The organism is Citrobacter sp. Cpo065 (assembly GCF_030332805.1).
GTDB lineage: Bacteria > Pseudomonadota > Gammaproteobacteria > Enterobacterales > Enterobacteriaceae > Citrobacter > Citrobacter portucalensis.
On sequence record NZ_JAOWHC010000031.1, the window covers coordinates 319,734 to 338,627 of the forward strand.

The 18,894-nt window shown below is 52.9% G+C and carries 16 protein-coding genes; 7 read left to right on the plus strand and 9 right to left on the minus strand.

All coding sequences use genetic code 11. The features are described 5' to 3' along the window. Positions 1 to 67: 67 nt before the first annotated feature. Positions 68 to 1,051, minus strand: a complete 984-nt coding sequence (gene ebgR, locus OGY68_RS12620) for a transcriptional regulator EbgR (protein WP_032945068.1) — start codon at positions 1,049 to 1,051, stop codon at positions 68 to 70. A 209-nt stretch (positions 1,052 to 1,260) separates the two neighbouring features. Between ebgR and OGY68_RS12625 the strand changes: the two genes are divergently transcribed. Continuing rightward, positions 1,261 to 1,593: a tRNA-binding protein gene (locus OGY68_RS12625; protein ID WP_016157522.1), complete on the plus strand. Its 333-nt coding sequence runs from the start codon at positions 1,261 to 1,263 to the stop codon at positions 1,591 to 1,593. A gap of 77 nt (positions 1,594 to 1,670) precedes the next feature. Here the strand turns inward: OGY68_RS12625 and ygjG are convergent, their stop codons facing one another. Continuing rightward, on the minus strand, positions 1,671 to 3,050 hold the full coding sequence (gene ygjG / locus OGY68_RS12630) for a putrescine aminotransferase (protein WP_057067552.1): 1,380 nt from the start codon (positions 3,048 to 3,050) through the stop codon (positions 1,671 to 1,673). A 430-nt stretch (positions 3,051 to 3,480) separates the two neighbouring features. Between ygjG and OGY68_RS12635 the strand changes: the two genes are divergently transcribed. After that, positions 3,481 to 5,001, plus strand: a complete 1,521-nt coding sequence (locus OGY68_RS12635) for a methyl-accepting chemotaxis protein (protein ID WP_100271883.1) — start codon at positions 3,481 to 3,483, stop codon at positions 4,999 to 5,001. 53 nt (positions 5,002 to 5,054) lie between these two features. Here OGY68_RS12635 and OGY68_RS12640 read toward each other — a convergent pair whose 3' ends face one another. Further along, positions 5,055 to 5,738 (minus strand): PadR family transcriptional regulator, encoded by a 684-nt coding sequence (locus OGY68_RS12640; protein ID WP_165755485.1) that lies wholly within the window; start codon positions 5,736 to 5,738, stop codon positions 5,055 to 5,057. Positions 5,739 to 5,973: 235 nt separating this feature from the next. Between OGY68_RS12640 and OGY68_RS12645 the strand changes: the two genes are divergently transcribed. Next, entirely contained in the window at positions 5,974 to 6,747 is a 774-nt protein-coding gene (locus OGY68_RS12645; RefSeq protein WP_057067405.1) for a siderophore-interacting protein, read from the plus strand. Here the strand turns inward: OGY68_RS12645 and OGY68_RS12650 are convergent, their stop codons facing one another. Next, positions 6,748 to 7,596 (minus strand): helix-turn-helix domain-containing protein, encoded by an 849-nt coding sequence (locus OGY68_RS12650; protein WP_003828520.1) that lies wholly within the window; start codon positions 7,594 to 7,596, stop codon positions 6,748 to 6,750. A gap of 67 nt (positions 7,597 to 7,663) precedes the next feature. Between OGY68_RS12650 and cfa the strand changes: the two genes are divergently transcribed. Continuing rightward, positions 7,664 to 8,818, plus strand: coding sequence for a cyclopropane fatty acyl phospholipid synthase (cfa, locus tag OGY68_RS12655; protein ID WP_048215499.1), 1,155 nt, complete (start codon positions 7,664 to 7,666; stop codon positions 8,816 to 8,818). Positions 8,819 to 9,003: 185 nt separating this feature from the next. Here cfa and OGY68_RS12660 read toward each other — a convergent pair whose 3' ends face one another. Then, the gene (locus OGY68_RS12660; RefSeq protein ID WP_057067393.1) at positions 9,004 to 10,662 is read right to left on the minus strand and encodes a glycerone kinase; all 1,659 of its coding nucleotides are present in this window, start codon (positions 10,660 to 10,662) and stop codon (positions 9,004 to 9,006) included. A gap of 562 nt (positions 10,663 to 11,224) precedes the next feature. Between OGY68_RS12660 and OGY68_RS12665 the strand changes: the two genes are divergently transcribed. After that, complete coding sequence (locus OGY68_RS12665; protein WP_003024745.1) at positions 11,225 to 12,322, plus strand: glycerol dehydrogenase; 1,098 nt, start codon at positions 11,225 to 11,227, stop codon at positions 12,320 to 12,322. A gap of 91 nt (positions 12,323 to 12,413) precedes the next feature. After that, positions 12,414 to 14,339 (plus strand): dihydroxyacetone kinase operon transcriptional regulator DhaR, encoded by a 1,926-nt coding sequence (gene dhaR / locus OGY68_RS12670; RefSeq protein WP_003828512.1) that lies wholly within the window; start codon positions 12,414 to 12,416, stop codon positions 14,337 to 14,339. Here dhaR and OGY68_RS12675 read toward each other — a convergent pair. From OGY68_RS12675 to OGY68_RS12690, 4 genes are read right to left on the minus strand one after another with little or no spacing between them, the layout of a single operon-like run. Beyond that, a complete protein-coding gene (locus OGY68_RS12675; RefSeq protein WP_286617090.1) occupies positions 14,317 to 14,847 on the minus strand; it encodes a cob(I)yrinic acid a,c-diamide adenosyltransferase in 531 nt (176 codons plus the stop codon). The genes dhaR and OGY68_RS12675 overlap by 23 nt on opposite strands. Beyond that, positions 14,848 to 15,201 carry a glycerol dehydratase reactivase beta/small subunit family protein gene (locus tag OGY68_RS12680; protein WP_057067394.1) on the minus strand — a complete coding sequence of 118 codons (354 nt, stop codon included), beginning with the start codon at positions 15,199 to 15,201 and terminating at the stop codon, positions 14,848 to 14,850. Between the two features lie 16 nt (positions 15,202 to 15,217). Further along, positions 15,218 to 16,381, minus strand: coding sequence for a 1,3-propanediol dehydrogenase (gene dhaT / locus OGY68_RS12685; RefSeq protein WP_057067395.1), 1,164 nt, complete (start codon positions 16,379 to 16,381; stop codon positions 15,218 to 15,220). A gap of 22 nt (positions 16,382 to 16,403) precedes the next feature. Beyond that, positions 16,404 to 16,832: a GlcG/HbpS family heme-binding protein gene (locus tag OGY68_RS12690; protein WP_003828504.1), complete on the minus strand. Its 429-nt coding sequence runs from the start codon at positions 16,830 to 16,832 to the stop codon at positions 16,404 to 16,406. A gap of 392 nt (positions 16,833 to 17,224) precedes the next feature. On the opposite strand from OGY68_RS12690, the gene OGY68_RS12695 reads away from it, so the two are divergent. Beyond that, entirely contained in the window at positions 17,225 to 18,892 is a 1,668-nt protein-coding gene (locus tag OGY68_RS12695; protein WP_057067396.1) for a propanediol/glycerol family dehydratase large subunit, read from the plus strand. Positions 18,893 to 18,894: the final 2 nt, after the last annotated feature.

An 18,894-nucleotide genomic window follows, 5' to 3' on the forward strand; every position in this document is an offset into this window, starting at 1 on the left:
CGCGGAAAGGAATGCATGACAATGCGCGCCCGGCATCAGAAGAAACCGGGCGGGTTAGCGGGGGATTTTAGCGGGTGGTGCCGCGCAGTTTCAGCTTGCTGGGAACAAAAACCAGCAGGGGAAGCGCACGCCCGTCACGGGCTTTTTCGAACAGCAGGTTGACGCCCTGACTGCCCATCATTTCCGAATGAATGCGAACGGTGGAAAGCGGAGGAAAGGTGAAACGCGCCGTTGGGATATCATTAACGCTAATCAGCGAAATATCCTGTGGAATATTCAGACCACGCTCGTGGATGGCGCGCAGAACGCCAATGGCAATCGAGTCTGAAGCCACAAACAGGGCGCTGGGATAGTCGGGTTTCGCCAGCATTTCTTTAGCCAGTTCATAGCCTGATGAACTGGAAAAACCGCCGCGATAGATGTCCTGTTCAGAAACGACCTGCTGCAGGCGACCGTATTCGACAAACGCGGCTTCGCGGATATCGGCCTTGCCTGGCTGGTCTTCGCCGCCGATGAAACCAATGCGGGTGACGCCCTGGGCAATGAAGAAGTCGATGCTCTCTTTGCTGATGCGGGCCAGATCGATATCGACGGCGTCATATTCGCTGCCAGATTCATGGAAATCGATAAAGCAGATGTTGTCGGTAAGCGCTGTTGCCGCCTCGCGCAGAGCGGGAGAAGGCTTGCCGACAATAAGAATGCCGGTAATGTGTTTGCTCTCCGGCAGCCCACTGTGCTCATAGCAGTTGGTCAGTTCGATCCCGAGTTTCTCACACTGGGTTTCAATCCCATGGCGGATCGCGAGGTAGTAAGGATCGTTGATTTCCAAATCTTGCTGATAGCTGTAGAGCGCCAGAATATGCTGGGGGCCGAGCGCGCTGGTCTGGTTCTTTCGGGCGCTGCTGGTTTTGTACTCCAGCTTTTCCGCGATCTCCAGAATGCGATGCTTAGTCTCTTCTTTTACATTCAGCGTGGGGTCATCGTTTAAAACCCGGGACACTGTCGCCAGGGACACGCCAGCTTCGATTGCGATGTCTTTAAGTGTTGCCATGTTTGCCTTTTCCCTGAGTTACCTGCGCATTGTAAATGAAGTGCTTATCTATTCATCTGTTTTCAGTAAAAAAAGCATGATTAATTGACATGCTCGGGGTAAAACTGGGCTTTCAGAGTGTGATGAGTACGTCATTTTCCCGCTTTTGAGAACAATGCCCGGAAAATATTTTGCTAGTATTTAGTAAAATTTTACCAAAGGAGAAAATAATGGATACCGTCGCATTTGCTGATTTTGCCCGAATGGAAATACGTGTTGGAAAAATCGCACAGGTAAAGCGCCATGACAATGCCGATAAGCTGTATATCGTACAGGTAGATGTGGGAGAGCGTACGCTGCAAACCGTAACCAGCCTGGTGCCTTACTACAGTGAAGAGGAGTTGATGGGCAAAACGGTGGTGGTGCTGTGTAACCTGCAGAAGGCCAAAATGCGCGGTGAGACATCAGAGTGCATGCTGCTGTGCGCTGAAACCGATGATGGCAGCGAAAGCGTGCTGTTGACGCCAGAACGCCTTATGCCTGCGGGTGTGCGGATTGTTTAAGTTAGGCTAATTGCCGGATGGCGGCTACGCCTTATCCGGCCTACAAAAGAGTGTCTTCTATAGGCCGGGTAAGGTTGTTACATTTGCTCCACGCTCACCCGTAATGCTGCCAGGGCTTTGCGCGTCGATCGCAATACCAGATCGCATTGCTCGATCGTTAACGTCAACGGTGGTTCGATGCGGATCGTCTTTGCATTATTAAGCGTGCCGGCAACCAGCACCCGCTGGCGGAACATCTCACTGGCAAAGTTGTAGCCGATTTCATTATCGACAAACTCAATCGCCATCAGCATTCCCTTACCGCGTACATCATGCACCAGGTCCGGGTATTCCCGCGCAAGCTGGCGGAAACCATCCAGCAACATATCGCCTTTCTGCTCCGCCTGAGCCGGTAAATTTTGCTCCAGCAGGACGTTAATGGTGGCCAGCGCAGCTGCACAAGCGAGCGGGTTGCCGCCAAACGTGGTGGTATGCAGGAAAGGATTGTCGAACAGGACGGAGAACACCTCTTCGGTGGCAATGGTCGCGCCAATTGGCATCACACCGCCGCCCAACGCTTTGGCCAGGCACATAATGTCGGGTTGCACGTTTTCGTGTTCGCAGGCGAACATCTTGCCGGTACGCCCCATGCCGGTTTGCACTTCGTCAAGGATCATCAGCGCGCCAAACTCATCGCAAAGTTTACGAACGGCGGTCAAATAACCTTGCGGCGGCAGGATCACCCCTCCTTCACCCTGGATCGGCTCGAGGATCACAGCTGCGACATCGTCACCGGTCTTTTTACACTCGCTGAGCATGGTGCGCATTGCGTTAATATCGCCAAACGGCACATGACGGAAGCCCGGCAGCAGCGGCATAAAAGGTTTACGGAAGGTGGATTTAGCCGTAGCGGACAGCGCGCCCAGTGATTTACCGTGGAATGCGCCGCTGGTGGCAATAAACGTAAATTTACCGCGCGGCGATTGATATGCTTTCGCCAGCTTCAGGGCGGCTTCAACCGACTCGGTCCCGCTGTTACAGAAAAAACTGTATTTCAGTTTACCGGGCGCCAGTGCGGCGAGGGTTTTTGCCAGCATGGCCCGCAGAGGGTCAAGTAACTCCTGGCTGTGCAGAGGTTGTTTCGCGAGTTGATTCTGTACGGCGGAAACCACGACTGGATTACGGTGCCCCACGTTGAAAATTCCAAAACCGCCCAGGCAATCGACGAACTCCTGCCCCTGGGTGTCGACAAGCGTATTCAGGCTTCCCGCTTGCCACTCTACGGCTCCGTAATCCCCGCCTGCAGTTACAGATTTTCGATACTCTAAGAACCCCGGATTGACATGCTCCTTGAAGTACTCAATCACCTCTTTGTTCAATGATTTCATTTCCTCATGATCAAGCGTGCGCTTTTCAATGAGATTCAGTGCGTGTGCGCTGCAGGCCAGGGCCGATGCGCTGGAAGGTAACCTGTTCAAAATATGCTCCCGGAGCTCGCGTATCACATGATACTGATTTAAGTATTGCAGGGATTGCGCCATTCCGGCGCGCTTAGCAAAAATCGGGATAAACACCAGGAAATATCTCATTTGCGCAACATTTAATGCCATGTTTTAACATTTGCTGGCATTTTGCCCAGGTCAGAAGCCTGAAAACAGATCGAATAAACGCAAATTTGCGCTAAAAATGGGCAATATTTGCACTGTGACGGTGCGCTGGTAGAAGTGACGTTGAATAGTTACTAGATGAAAGTATTTTAAATCAATGGATTAGAATGCGTACAGATTTTGAGGTTTAATCGCAAATTGCGATCTAAATCAAATTTAACAACTAAAGATAAAAAAATTATCGCCGAAATAACATAAGCCGAAAGAGTTAACAACCAGATAACCTGCACAGGACGCAATCATGTCTTCTCATCCCTACGTTAGTCAGCAAAATACACCGCTGGATGATGATATCACCCTCATGTCTACCACCGATTTACAAAGCTATATCACCCATGCGAACGATACATTTGTCCAGGTCAGTGGCTATCAGCTGAATGAATTGCTCGATAAGCCGCACAATCAGGTTCGTCATCCGGACATGCCAAAAGCGGCGTTTGCGGATATGTGGTACACCCTGAAGCAGGGCGAGCCATGGAGCGGGATTGTGAAAAACCGGCGTAAGAATGGCGATCACTACTGGGTGAGGGCCAATGCGGTGCCGATGGTGCGGGAAGGACGCGTGACCGGGTATATGTCGATTCGTACCCGGGCTACTGACGAGGAAATTGCGGCGGTAGAGCCTTTATATAAAGCGCTGAACGAAGGACGTTGTAACCGACGTATTCATAAAGGGCTGGTGGTACGCAAAGGCTGGCTGGGTAAACTGCCGGCGATGCCGATTCGCTGGCGGGTGCGCAGCGTGATGGCATTCATGTTTGTCCTGCTAGCGGTCGCATTGCAGCAAATGGGCGCCGAATGGCCGTTACAGCTGATGAGTGCATTGGTGATGCTTTTTGGAACGGCTATTTTCGAATGGCAGATTGTGCGTCCTATTGAGAATGTCACCCGTCAGGCGCTGAAAGTGGCGACCGGTGAGCGGAACAGCGTGTCGCATCTTAACCGTAGTGATGAACTGGGCCTGATGCTACGAGCAGTGGGCCAACTTGGATTAATGTGTCGCTGGCTCATTCACGACGTCTCCAGCCAGGTGAGTTGCGTGCGCAGCGACAGCGAAACGCTGGCGAAAGGCAGCGACGATTTAAACAAGCATACGCAGCAGACTGTCGAGAACGTGCAGGAAACGGTGACCACCATGAATCAGATGGCGGCATCGGTGAAACAAAACTCAGAGACCGCCGCCGCGGCCGATAAGCTCTCTATTGCCGCCAGTAGCGCGGCAACGCACGGCGGTGAGGCGATGGATACCGTCATCAAAACCATGGACGATATCGCCAACAGCACCCAGCGGATCGGCACCATTACGACGCTGATTAACGATATTGCCTTCCAGACCAACATTCTGGCTTTGAATGCCGCTGTTGAAGCCGCGCGGGCGGGTGAACAGGGGAAAGGGTTTGCCGTGGTGGCGGGAGAAGTACGTCATCTTGCTAGCCGTAGCGCCAGTGCAGCCAATGATATCCGCAAGCTGATTGATGCCAGCGCTGACAAGGTGCAATCCGGATCTGACCAGGTTCACGCCGCAGGGCGCACGATGGACGATATTGTGGCGCAGGTGCAAAACGTCACTCAGCTGATTGCCCAAATCAGCCACTCCACGCTGGAACAGTCAGATGGTCTTTCCAGCCTGACCCGCGCGGTGAATGAATTAAGCAACATTACACAGAAAAACGCCGAACTGGTTGAAGAGAGTGCGCAGATTTCCGCGATGGTGAAACATCGCGCGGGTCGTCTGGAAGATGCGGTTACGGTGCTGCATTAATACTAAAAATACAGGCGGAACGTTGGGCATACGGGTTCCGCCTGCTGTGCAGATTAATCCAACTGAGTAATATCCAGCGCAGCGCGATCGATAATACCGATGATTTTTTTGATCTGCGCATCGCTGGTATCACCATGATTGACGCGTAGATCCAGCACGGCTTTGAAGTTTTCCAGCGCGCGTTTCATCTGTGGATTTTTGCGTAATTCAAAACCCACGCAGCGGGCTTTAATCCGTTCGCGGATATGTTCCAGATGTTCACGGTTCTCATCCAGCCACTGCTGGCCCTGAGTCGTGATCGCAATCTGTTTACGCCCACCTTCCTCGTCGCTGACGGTGATCAGTGCCTGATCCTGCAAGAAATCCAGCGTTGGATAGATAACGCCCGGGCTTGGGGTGTAATTACCCTGGGTCAGGGTTTCAATCGCTTTAATCAGCTCATAGCCGTGGCTGGCGTCGCGGGTCAAGATATCCAGAATCACCAGGCGTAATTCGCCGTGGCCGAAGAACCGCTGACGACGACCCCCTCCGCCGCCACCACGACCGTGGCGATGTCCGCAACCCTGCTCGTGGTGATGTTCTTTGTTACAGCCTTCATGGCGATGTTCTTCACCTTTGCAGCAACCTGCATGGTGCTCGTTGTGGCGGCCTTCATGGTGATGTCCTTCACCCTTGCAGCAGCCTTCGTGTTGGTGCTCTGAGTGCTTACAGCAACCTTCATGATGGTTTTGCATCATCGTCTCCTGATGTTGTTTAGATATATCTAATTTATATCTAAAAATTATCAGTTTGCAAGTCTACAAATAAAATGTTGTATAACATTATGATTATTATCTATTTTTATGTGTCTGTGATAACTGGGTAATCATAAGTTAACTATATCAAAAAGTGCTTGCAATATTTTTGATTAGCAATCATTATCATTTAAAAAATCAATTTAGATATATCGTATTATCTTCACAAGGCGAAAAAATGACAAAAAACATCTCACGCTACCCACAGCGCGTTCGCAATGAACTGCGTTTTCGAGAACTTACTGTCCTGCGCGTAGAGCGTATTAGCGCGGGCTTTCAGCGTATTGTACTGGGCGGTGACGCTCTGGACGGTTTTAGCTCACACGGCTTTGACGACCATACCAAGGTCTTTTTCCCTGAACCGGGCAGCAACTTTGTACCACCTGTCGTCACCGATGAAGGCATTGTCTGGGCTGACGGTGTACGTCCGTTATCCCGTGACTACACGCCGTTGTATGACGAAACGCGCCATGAGCTGGCACTGGATTTCTATATTCATGACGGCGGCGTGGCAAGTACGTGGGCGATGAATGCCCGTGGGGGTGACAAGCTGACGATCGGCGGGCCGCGCGGTTCTTTGGTGGTACCAGAGGACTATGCGTATCAGGTTTACGTGTGTGATGAGTCGGGAATGCCCGCGTTGCGCCGACGCCTGGAGTCGCTCAGCCGTTTGGCGGTACGTCCGCACGTCACGGCGCTGGTTAGCGTGCAGGATGCAGCCTACCAGGACTATTTTGCCCATCTCGACGGATTTACTCTTCAGTGGTTTATCGGCCATGATGAGCAGGCGGTGAATGAACACTTATCGCGGCTAAGCGTGCCCGCAGACGATTATTTCATCTGGATCACCGGTGAAGGCAAGGTGGTCAAAAACCTGAGTGCTCGTTTTGAAACCGAGGCGTTCGATCAGCAACGGGTTCGTGCAGCGGCTTACTGGCATCAACGCCGTTAATCAGTAATTAGAGGGCGGAACGCCAAACGCCTGGCGGAATGCGTAGCTAAATGCCGCGGTGCTTGAATACCCAACGTCGAGTGCCACGGCGGTTACGCTTTTATTTTTCTTCAGCATTAATACCGATTCAAGTATTCGCATTTTTTGCTTCCAGACGCTGAAAGGCAATCCGGTTTCTTTTTTGAAATGGCGTGAAAAGGTACGGGCAGACATACCCAAATGCTGCGCCCAGTATTCAACCGAATGCTCCAGTGCGGGGGATTCTTGTATTGTTCGGCAGACTTTGGTTAATTCACGATCCTGCGGCCAGGGTAATACAAAAGCGACTTCCGGGAGTTGCAGAATAATATCGACCAGCACACTAACCAGCTTGCCCTCTTTTGACTGACTATCATAATGGCCTGAAATTGAATTCGTGGCGTAATGAATAAACTCTCTGGCGAAATCACTGATAGCCACTACTTTGCATTCATTGATGCTCTCTTCAAGAAAACCCGGTTTAATATCCAGATTTTCTAAATACACATCATCTAATGCCCAAACCGCATGCTCCGTATTATTTGGGATCCAAATGCCATAATGCGCCGGGATTATCCAGCACTTACCGGCAACATCAATGCGCATGCTGCCTTTGCGGGCGAAATGAAACTGCATAAAAGAGTGTGAATGCTGCGGTACATGGTGGTTGGCTTCCAGGACATAAGAGCGAAAGAATACGTCCTGCGGCAGTTCGGTCATGGAGTTATCCGGGAAGGAGTTCCACTGTTTTTGCGCGAGAGTTTCCATAAATGAATCGTCAATGCTCCCGATGGTGTGTCCGCTGCTCGATAGATCTTGTCCGCGGATCATAATACATACACTCTTTTTTCCATAATAATCTTGCGTAATAATTTTTAGCCCACTTTTGGTAAATACCATGAACTCGCTTTGTTCAGATGCTGTCATCGTCAATGAAACAAATGATAACTGGACCCGAATGGGAAAAGAGCTGCTTTCGCAAGCGGATATCAGAATTAATGGCTCGCGCGCCTGGGACATTCAACTTCATCATACTGGTTTCTTTAAACGGGTATTGCAACAAGGCTCATTAGGGCTTGGCGAAAGCTATATGGAAGGCTGGTGGGACTGCGAACGGCTCGATATTCTGTTCTGCAAAATCCTGAAAGCAAAACTCGACCAGCAGATGCCAGGTAATCTGAAAGATATTTTACGCATTGCCAGCGCACGCCTGTTTAATTTGCAGTCACGGAGCCGGGCATGGATCGTCGGTAAAGAACATTATGATATTGGTAACGATCTCTTTGCGCTGATGCTTGATCCGCATATGCAATATTCCTGCGGTTACTGGAAAGACGCGACCACATTAGACGAAGCGCAAAATGCCAAATTAAAAATGATCTGCGAGAAGCTGCAGCTTAAGCCGGGTATGCGTTTACTCGATATCGGTTGTGGCTGGGGCGGGTTGGCAGAATATGCGGCGCGTCATTATGGCGTGGCGGTAGAAGGCGTTACCATTTCCAAAGAGCAGCAGAAAATGGCGCAGCAGCGCTGTGAAGGGCTGGACGTTAACATTCTGCTGCAGGATTATCGCGATCTTGATAAACACTACGATCGCATTGTGTCCGTGGGGATGTTTGAACATGTCGGGCCGAAAAACTACGACACCTATTTCAGCATCGCTGACCGTTGTTTAAAACCGGACGGACTGTTCCTGCTGCATACTATTGGTAGCAATAAAAAAGGGATGAGCGTCGATCCGTGGATCAATAAATACATTTTCCCGAACGGTTGCTTACCGGCAATTTCCCACATTGCCGAGGCCAGCGAATCACGGTTTGTGATGGAGGACTGGCATAACTTCGGCAGCGATTATGATAAAACGCTGATGGCCTGGCATGAGCGCTTTAATCAGGCCTGGCCGGAGCTGTCATCACGTTATTCCGCCACCTTCAGAAGAATGTTTAATTATTATTTATGTGCCTGCGCAGGGGCTTTCCGCGCCAGAGATATTGAGCTTTGGCAGGTGCTGTTTAGCCGTGGCGTAGAGGGCGGGATCCGCGTTTATCGTTAACGTTCTGCCGGATGGCGGCGCAAGCGCCTTATCCGGCCTACAAAGGTTTGCACTCGCAGGCTTGATAAGCGTAGAAAAGCCTTATCCGGCCTACATAGGTTTGTACTCGTAGGCCTGATAAGCGCAGCGCATCAGGCGTATCTTCGCCAGATGGCGGCGCAAGTGCCTTATCAGGCACTTATGGCTTAGCCCAATTCACTCTCTGCCAGCGCTTTAAGTACCATCGCGACGGCGTGCGCGCCGGGGTCCATATTTCCGAGCAGGCTTTCGCTGCTCAGATACGATGCGCGACCCGCATTGGCTTTGCTCGACAAACAGGTTCGTTCGGCTCCCGCTTGCGCGGCGTCGAAGGCGGCCTGCAGATTTTGCGGCTGCGTGAGCAGCGAAGTCAGAGCCGGTTGCAGTGCATCAATCATGGTGCGATCGCCTTCGTCTGCGCCGCCGTAGAACTTCATCTGCGCCAGTCCCGTATTCAGGGCTTCGGCAACGTTAGCTCCCTGTTCCAGTTTCTGCCCCGCAGCGGTAAAGAAAATAGACATCAGCACACCGCTGGAACCGCCCATCACCACGGTCAGACGTTCGCCAATCAGCGCAAACAGCGTGGCAAGGTTATCCAGCGGCAACTGCTGACGATGCAGCAGGCTGGCAATTTCCCGCGCGCCTGCGGCAAAGGTTGAACCGGTATCGCCATCGCCGACTTTGGCATCAAGCGCATTAAGATGGGTCTCCAGATCGGAAAGGGTTGTGGTGACAAGCTCCACAATCCCGGCCACCAGGGCATTTGCCGAAGGCTTGAATTCCACGCGTGCGCTACGCTGAGATGACGGTACACAGCTGATTTCACGCGGTGGGACCGGCGTCGGCCAGTTACTGGTTTCCACCTCTGTGAGCAGCGCTTTTTCGATGCTCTCTTCCAGCACGATGGCCGTCAGTGAAAAGCCTTTCATATCCAGCGCGGTAACCAACGAGGCCGGGCCAATCAGCCAGTCGATACGCGGATGCAGCGGGCTGCTGGCCAGCTCGTGGGTAATGATGGCCATTTCGGCAACAGAAACGCCGCCAAGATTGTTAATCATCACCGCCAGACGGCCGGTTTCAGGCAGGGCGGCCAGCAGTTTATCCACCATCAGGTTCACCACCTGCGCACTGTTCTGGGTGTCGATGACCGAGGCGCCTGGTTCGCCGTGAATGCCCATACCCAGCTCCGCGTGGCCCGGATGATGACGCGGGGCGGCGTCGGTTTCTTGCGGCAGATGACAGCTGGAAAGCGCAACGCCCAGACTGAAGGTGTTATTGGCCGCGTATTGCGCTTCACGCAGGACGGTGGCGAGGTTGTAGCCGCGTTCGGCAAAATAGCCCGCGATTTTATGCACCAGGATGGTTCCCGCAATGCCGCGCGGGTGTTTGTTATCCGGCAGGGAGATGTCATCGCCGACAATCAGCATTTCAACGTTGTAACCAAGGCGACGGGCTTTCTCGGCGGCAAGACCGAAATTAAGACGGTCACCGGTGTAATTTTTCACGATCAACAAACAGCCCGCCTCACCGGTTACCGCCTGAATGGCGGTCAGTACCGCATCTACGCTCGGGGAAGCGAACACGTCGCCACAGACCGCGGCGGTTAGCATACCTTTACCGATAAACCCAACGTGCGCGGGTTCGTGCCCTGAACCGCCGCCGGAAATGACCGCCACGTTATTTTTGTTGAGGTCACGACGGACCACGATGCGAATGGCCGGATCGCTTTCCAGACGCGCCAGGTTATTCCACGGGCTGGCGATAATCGTACCGTCGATGACGTCGCTCACGAGATGGGTGCGTTGATTAAAAAAGAATTGAGACATAACGGCTCCTTGAGGTTGAGTGTAAGACAAACCCCCGGAAGCATGGTCATGGTGCGGAGGCGATAGAGAGATTCTGGCGAAGTCAGCGTGGAAAAAAACAACGTTAAAATGAGTTTCATTACGGAACGTTGTTATTGTTTTTTGTTCCGAAATGAAACCTAAAAGAACGGTGAACGACCACAATGCGAGCTCGCTCGACTTTTTCCTCTCGCGATGAATGCAGGTCACACGGTACTGTCAGCTTTTTTTTTACCGGTATTTTGGCAAGTGAGTGGGTAAAAGAGAAAGTGAGATTCGTCTGTGCCGGAGATTTGGTGGCAAATGAACGGATCGGGATCGCAAACCTTATATTTTTTATGGTTAAGCGTTCCAATATGAAACATGTGTTGTTTTTATCTGTTTCATATCAGAACAAAAAGACGAAAGATTTTTTTGTGCACGCCTCGCCCTACAGTTATTGCATCGCTCCGGTACCTCCCGTTTTCGCCGTCAGCATCAGGCCAAACAGGTTAACGCCAGGGCTCACCATGTAAAAACATGTACTTATTTGAGGATGAAAGGAATGCTAAAAGTTATTCAATCTCCAGCCAAATATCTCCAGGGTCCTGACGCTTCCACCTTGTTTGGTCAATACGCTAAAAATCTGGCGGACAGCTTTTTCGTGATTGCGGATGACTTCGTGATGAAGCTGGCGGGAGAGAAAGTACTCAACGGCCTGCACAGCCACGACATTAGCTGCCATGCGGAACGCTTTAACGGTGAATGTAGCCATGTTGAAATTAATCGCCTGATTGCCATTCTGAAACAGCACGGTTGCCGCGGTGTGGTTGGGATTGGCGGTGGGAAAACGCTGGATACCGCCAAAGCGATTGGCTACTACCAGAAGTTGCCGGTGGTGGTGATCCCGACTATCGCGTCTACCGATGCGCCAACCAGCGCGCTGTCTGTTATCTATACCGAAGCCGGTGAGTTTGAAGAGTATCTGATCTACCCGAAAAACCCGGATATGGTGGTAATGGACACTGCAATCATTGCCAAAGCGCCGGTACGTCTGCTGGTGGCCGGGATGGGCGATGCGCTCTCGACCTGGTTTGAAGCGAAAGCCTGTTATGACGCCAGAGCGACCAGCATGGCGGGCGGACAGTCCACGGTGGCGGCGCTGAGCCTGGCGCGCTTGTGCTATGATACCCTGCTGGCGGAAGGCGAGAAGGCACGCTTTGCCGCGCAGGCCGGCGTGGTGACCGATGCGCTGGAGCGTATTGTCGAAGCTAACACTTACCTCAGCGGCATCGGTTTTGAAAGCAGCGGTCTGGCAGGGGCGCATGCGATCCACAACGGCTTTACGATTCTGGAAGAGTGCCACCATTTGTACCACGGTGAAAAAGTCGCCTTTGGTACGCTGGCGCAACTGGTGCTGCAAAACAGCCCGATGGAAGAGATCGAAACCGTGCTGAATTTCTGTCAGAAAGTAGGCCTGCCGGTAACGTTAGCGGAAATGGGCGTGAAAGAAGACGTTGACGGCAAGATCATGGCGGTGGCAAAAGCGACCTGTGCAGAAGGTGAAACCATCCACAATATGCCGTTCCCGGTAACGCCTGAAAGCGTACATGCCGCTATTTTGACGGCAGACCTGCTGGGACAGCAGTGGCTGGCGCGTTAATCAGTCGTCGGTAGGTTTTTATCCGGCATCTTCTCCCCCTCTGACAGTCTCTGCCGGAGGGGTTGTCTATGGTTAAACAGCGGAAAGGGATATGACGGCGCACACGCATAGCATCGGGAAGGAAGTCTCTTCAGTCATTGCCCAGTCATGGCATCGTTGCAGCAAGTTTATGCAGCGGGAAACCTGGCAGGCGCCGCATCAGGCGCAAGGGCTGACCTTTGAGTCGATTTGTCGTCGCAAGACGGCGTTGCTGACGATTGCTCAGGCTGCGCTGGAAGATGCCTGGGAGTTTATGGACGGCCGCCCGTGCGCGCTGCTGATTCTGGATGAATCAGCCTGTATTCTCAGCCGTTGCGGTGATCCGCAGACGGTGGAGCAGCTGGCGGAGCTTGGGTTTCGCGACGGCAGCTACTGTGCGGAAAGCATCATTGGCAGTTGTGCCCTGTCGCTGGCGACGATGCCGGGCCAGCCGACAAAAACCTCTGGCGATCAGCATTTTAAACAGGCTCTGCATCCGTGGTCGTTCTGCTCGACGCCGGTCTTCGATAACCATGGTCGACTGTTCGGCTCCATCTCGCTGTGTTGTCTGGTGGAGCATGAGTGCGTTTCTGATTTATCCCTGACGCTGGCGATTGCCAGAGAAGTCGGCAACTCTTTGCTGACCGACAGCCTGCTGGCTGAATCCAACCGCCATCTGAACCAGATGTACGGGCTGCTGGAGAGTATGGATGATGGTGTGATGGCCTGGAACGAACAGGGCGTATTGCAGTTCCTCAATGCGCGTGCGGCGCTGCTTTTGCATCTCGATGCGCAGGCCAGCCAGGGAAAAAATATTCACGATCTGCTCAATCTCCCCATGCTGCTGCGCCGGGCGATCAAACATGCCCGCGGTCTGAATCACGTCGAAGTTACCTTTGAAAGCCAGCATCAGTTTGTTGATGCCGTCATCACCCTGAAACCGATTGTTGAGGAGCAGGGCAACAGCTTTATCCTGCTACTGCATCCGGTGGAGCAAATGCGCCAGCTGATGACCAGCCAGCTCGGCAAGGTGAGCCACACCTTTGAGCAGATGTCGACTGACGATCCGGAAACCCGCCGCTTGATCCATTTTGGACGCCAGGCGGCAAGGGGAAGTTTCCCGATCCTACTGTGCGGGGAAGAGGGCGTCGGTAAAGAGCTGCTGAGTCAGGCGATTCACAATGAAAGCGAGCGCGCCAGCGGACCGTATATTGCCGTGAACTGTCAGCTGTATGCCAATAGCGTGCTGGGGCAGGATTTTATGGGCAGTGCGCCCACCGACGATGAAAATGGTCGGCTGAGCCGTCTTGAACTGGCGAACGGCGGCACGCTGTTTCTGGAAAAAATTGAATATCTGGCGCCGGAGCTGCAATCCGCGCTGTTACAGGTGATCAAGCAGGGGGTACTAACCCGCCTGGATGCCCGTCGGTTGATTCCGGTGGATGTCAAAGTGATCGCCACCACCACGGTTGATCTAGCCAATCTGGTGGAGCAAAACCGCTTTAGCCGTCAGCTATATTACGCGCTACACTCTTTTGAGATAGTGATCCCCCCGCTGCGGGCGCGGCGTAACAGTATTCCCTCGCTGATTTATACGCGGCTGAATAGCCTGAAAAAACGCTTTTCATCCAGTTTGAAGATCGACGACGACGCGCTGGCTCAGCTGGTGGCCTATTCGTGGCCGGGCAATGACTTTGAGCTGAACAGCATTATCGAAAACATCGCCATCAGCAGTGATAACGGCCATATTCGGCTGAGCAATCTACCGGATTATCTGTTTGCCGAACGTCCTGGTCTGGAGACGGCGTCTTCACTGCTGCCAGCCAGTCTGACCTTTACCGCTATCGAAAAAGAGGCGATTATCCATGCTGCTCGCGTCACCAGCGGACGCGTACAGGAGATGTCGCAACTGCTGAACATTGGTCGCACTACCTTGTGGCGCAAGATGAAGCAATACGACATTGATGCCAGCCAGTTTAAGCGCAAGCATCTGGACTAGTTTCTTCAATTCTCGCCATCGAGAACAGCGCGTCCGACAGTCGGTTGATGTAACGCCTGGGTTCATCGCGTAACGTCAGCGTTCTGCTCATTGCGATAAGGATCCGCTCCAGTCGGCGCGTCAGAGTTCGCGTAACGTGTAGCTGTGCCGATGGCAGATTTTTCCCCGGAATAACAAACTCTTTGAGCGGGCCGCTTTGCGCCATATTGCGGTCAATAAGCTGCTCCAGCGCCTGAATATCCTCATCGCCAATACGCTGTTGTAAGCGAGCGAGTCCTTTCTCATCGCTGGCGAGTTCCGCACCCAGTACAAACAGCATCTTCTGCATGGCGTGCAGATCCTGGCGTAGTTCAGCCTGGTGCGTGCTGGCATAGCAGACGCCAAGCTGGGAAATCAGTTCATCCACCGTGCCATAGGCCTCAACGCGGATGTCGTCTTTGTCGATACGGCTGCCGCCAAACAGCGCGGTCGTGCCTTTATCGCCGGTTCGGGTGTAGATGCGGTACATTTATTTTATCTCGCTGAAGGGAAGTACTTTGACCAGTTGACCGGCATTGGCGCCAAGCGTTCGGATCTGCGCAATTCCGGCGCGGATATGCCCACGGATCAGCGCCCGATCTTCGGGCAATTGGGCGTGGGTTAAAGCAATATCACCCGTGGCGTTAAGACCCAGACCGACACGTAGCGTTGAGCTTTTGGCCGCAAGTTTGCTCAATGCCAGCGCGCAGTCATGCTCGTCGCAACAGATTGCCCGGCAAGGGACGCCTTGCTCTTCCAGTCCCCAGCACAGCTCATCAAGCACGCGAGTATCCTGCCAGCGTGAGTGATAAAAGAGATTTACGCCCGGTGATGAAAGTGACATTGCGCCCCCTGCGTTATCAGAATGCCTGACGGAAGATCTCGGCAATTTCTTTCTCGTTCCCTTTACGCGGGTTGGAGAAGGCATTGCCGTCTTTCAGCGCCATTTCCGCCATATACGGGAAATCGGCTTCTTTGACGCCCAGTTCGCGCAGATGCTGCGGGATACCGATGTCGGCAGAGAGGCGAGCGATGGCGTGAATCGCCAGTTCGGCGGCATCCATGGTGGACAGACCGTCAGTGTTTTCGCCCATAAATTCTGCGATATCGGCAAATTTCTCCGGGTTAGCGATCAGGTTATAGCGCGCCACGTGCGGGAGCAGAACGGCATTCGCCACGCCGTGCGGCATGTCGTACAGACCGCCAAGCTGATGCGCCATTGCGTGAACGTAACCAAGGTTGGCGTTGTTGAAGGCCATGCCCGCCAGCAGAGAGGCGTAGGCCATGTTCTCGCGAGCTTTCAGGTTGCTGCCCAGCGCTACGGCCTGACGCAAGTTGCGTGCGATCAGGCGAATAGCCTGAATAGCGGCGGCGTCGGTGACCGGGTTGGCATCTTTGGAAATATAGGCTTCTACGGCGTGGGTCAGGGCGTCCATACCAGTCGCGGCGGTCAGCGGAGCGGGTTTGCCGAGCATCAGCAGCGGATCGTTAATGGAGACCGACGGCAGGTTGCGCCAGCTGACAATCACAAACTTCACTTTGGTTTTGGTATTGGTCAGCACGCAGTGGCGGGTGACTTCGCTGGCGGTACCGGCAGTGGTATTCACCGCAACGATAGGCGGCAGCGGGTTGGTCAGGGTTTCAATCCCAGCATAGCTGTAGAGATCGCCTTCGTGAGTTGCCGCGATACCGATGCCTTTACCGCAGTCATGCGGGCTACCGCCGCCAACGGTAACGATGATATCGCAATGCTCTTTGCGAAAGACCTCCAGACCATCGCGCACGTTGGTGTCTTTGGGATTTGGCTCAACGCCGTCAAAAACCACCACGTCAATGCCCGCTTCACGTAAATGGGCGAGGGTTTTATCTACCGCACCGTCTTTAATAGCCCGCAGACCTTTATCAGTAACCAGCAGCGCTTTTTTACCGCCTAACAGTTTGCAGCGTTCGCCGACAACGGAAATAGCATTGGGGCCAAAGAAGTTCACATTTGGCACCAGGTAATCAAACATACGATAGCTCATAATATACCTTCTTAGATTCAAATTATAATTCAGAGAAACAATTCAGTGCGGTTTCTGCTAATAATCTGTCTTGTTCGACGGTGCCGCCGCTAACACCAACGGCACCAATTAATTTACCGTTTAATATGACAGGTAAGCCGCCGCCGAAAATAACAATGCGCTGTTGGTTAGTAAGCTGCAAACCATATAGCGAAGCACCAGGTTGTACCGCGTCGGTAATTTCATGGGTACCCTGACGCAGGCAGCAGGCGGTATACGCTTTATTAAGAGAGATATCACAGCTGGTGACAAACGCATCGTCCATGCGTTGCATTAGCAGCGTATTCCCGCCGTGATCCACCACGGAAAAGACCACCGGAACATTGATCTCAAGCGCTTTAGCCTCAACGGCCTGCGCCATTTTTTTTGCAGCCGCCAGCGTAATGGTGGCAATTTGTTGGCTCTTATTCACAGTCTCTCCTGAAAATGTTGTAGGGCTGAGGTCACGAAACATATCGCGCAACAGCTATTTTTATCATTGGCTTTACCTTATTTTCTCGCCGCACGTTATTAAGTCAATAGGGTGGATTTTTCATAAAGATTAAATTCATCTTCCTGATTTTGCGTTTATTGATAATGATCATTTAACCTCGTCACAATTCACGATGGATATTCCTGAATTGCGTTTCAATATGGAACGATGCGTTTTTATTAGGTGCCAAATTGGAACGAAATTAATTTTATTTTTTTATTGCTTGGCTCATTTAGAGTTCGGCCATTGCTGATGAAAGGCGAATGCCGGGTGTGGTGTCCCCGGTAATGCGGCCCGGCGTCCCTATTTTTTACCTTTTGAGTCAATAAATCATGAGAAGATCAAAACGATTCGAAGTGCTTGCGAAGCGGCCTGTAAATCAGGATGGGCTGATTGGCGAATGGCCTGAAGAGGGGCTGATCGCCATGGAAAGCCCCTACGATCCGGCGTCGTCGGTGAAGGTCGAAAATGGTCGTATTGTTGAGCTGGACGGTAAGAGCCGCGCCGAGTTCGACATGATCGACCGTTTCATTGCCGACTATGCGATTAACGTGGCCGAAGCTGAGCGCGCCATGCAGCTCGACGCGCTGGAGATCGCCAGAATGCTGGTGGATATTCACGTCAGTCGGGAAGAGATTATTGCCATTACCACCGCCATCACCCCGGCGAAAGCGGTGGAAGTGATGGCGCAAATGAACGTGGTGGAGATGATGATGGCGCTACAAAAAATGCGCGCCAGACGCACTCCCTCCAACCAGTGCCACGTGACTAACCTGAAAGATAACCCGGTACAGATTGCCGCCGACGCTGCTGAAGCGGGGATCCGCGGCTTTTCCGAGCAGGAAACGACGGTCGGGATCGCCCGCTACGCGCCGTTTAACGCCCTGGCGCTGCTGGTGGGTTCCCAGTGCGGTCGCCCCGGTGTGCTGACGCAATGTTCCGTTGAAGAGGCCACGGAGCTGGAGCTGGGGATGCGCGGGTTAACCAGCTACGCCGAAACGGTATCGGTATACGGTACAGAGTCGGTGTTTACCGACGGCGATGATACGCCGTGGTCCAAAGCGTTTCTCGCCTCGGCCTATGCGTCGCGTGGCCTGAAGATGCGCTACACCTCCGGCACCGGCTCGGAGGCGCTGATGGGCTATTCCGAAAGTAAATCGATGCTTTATCTGGAGTCACGCTGCATTTTTATCACTAAAGGCGCGGGCGTACAGGGGCTGCAAAACGGTGCGGTCAGCTGTATCGGCATGACCGGCGCTGTGCCGTCAGGGATCCGCGCGGTGCTGGCAGAAAACCTGATTGCCTCAATGCTCGACCTTGAAGTGGCCTCCGCCAATGACCAGACCTTTTCCCACTCCGATATTCGCCGTACTGCCCGTACCCTGATGCAGATGCTGCCGGGTACCGACTTTATTTTCTCCGGTTACAGCGCGGTACCCAACTACGACAACATGTTTGCCGGGTCGAACTTCGACGCTGAAGATTTCGATGATTACAACATTCTGCAACGCGATCTGATGGTTGACGGCGGTCTGCGTCCGGTCACGGAAGAGGAAACCATCGCCATTCGCAATAAGGCCGCACGCGCCATTCAGGCGGTGTTCCGCGAACTTGGCCTGCCGCTGATTAGCGATGAAGAAGTCGAAGCTGCTACATATGCTCACGGCAGCAAAGATATGCCTGCGCGTAATGTAGTTGAGGATTTGGCTGCCGTGGAAGAGATGATGAAGCGCAATATCACCGGGCTGGATATCGTCGGCGCGTTGAGTTGCAGCGGCTTCGAAGATATCGCCAGCAATATCCTCAACATGCTGAGACAGCGTGTTACCGGTGATTACCTGCAAACGTCGGCCATTCTGGATCGCCAGTTCGACGTCGTCAGCGCCGTCAACGACATCAATGATTATCAGGGACCTGGTACCGGCTATCGCATCAGTGCCGAACGCTGGGCGGAAATTAAAAATATTGCGGGCGTGGTTCAGCCCGGCTCAATTGAATAAGG